This is a genomic window from Roseomonas rosulenta (assembly GCF_016106005.1).
Lineage (GTDB): Bacteria > Pseudomonadota > Alphaproteobacteria > Acetobacterales > Acetobacteraceae > Neoroseomonas > Neoroseomonas rosulenta.
This window is the reverse complement of record NZ_JACADR010000651.1, coordinates 1-569: the sequence shown is the minus strand read 5'-3', so window position 1 is coordinate 569 and position 569 is coordinate 1. Positions and strand designations below refer to the sequence as shown.

The 569-nt window shown below is 78.2% G+C and carries 1 pseudogene; it reads left to right on the top strand.

The features are described from left to right. Positions 1 to 382: pseudogene (locus tag HW578_RS27470) on the top strand (penicillin-binding protein activator); the annotation flags it as partial. Positions 383 to 569: the final 187 nt, after the last annotated feature.

Here is a 569-nt window from a genome sequence, read left to right as displayed (position 1 = left end):
GCCGCGCATCCTGGGCCATGCGCTCTGGGCGCAGGACGCAACGCTGGGGCAGGAACCGGCGCTGCACGGCGCCCTGTTTGCCGCCCCCGACCCGCGTTCGCGCGCGAGCTTCGATGCGCGCTTCGAGGGCGCCTTCGGCGAGCGCCCGCCGCGCCTGGCGGGAATCGCCTACGACGCCGCGGGCGTGGCGGCGCGCGTCGTGCTCACGCCACGCGGCCAGGCCGGGCCCAATACCGGCGAGGTCTTCGACGGCGTGGACGGCCCGGTGCGCCTTCAGCCCGAAGGCCTGGTGCAGCGCGGCCTGGCGCTGTTCGCCGTGGAGCCGAGCGGCGAGGCCCGCATGGTGGAACGCGCGCCGGCGCCTGGCGCCGCCGGATCCTGAGCGACGGCGTGAGGATGCCGACGCCCGGCCTGACGGGGCGATGCGGCCCGCGCCATGTTCGGTGAAGCCCCACGCGCGGCCGCGTGGATCCGCGCGACGCTGGTGGTCTCGGGCGCCCCGGTCGCGGCGCTGTTGCTGCTGACGGCAGGCGGCGCGCTGGCGCCGCGGCCGGCCCTGGCGGCCCTGC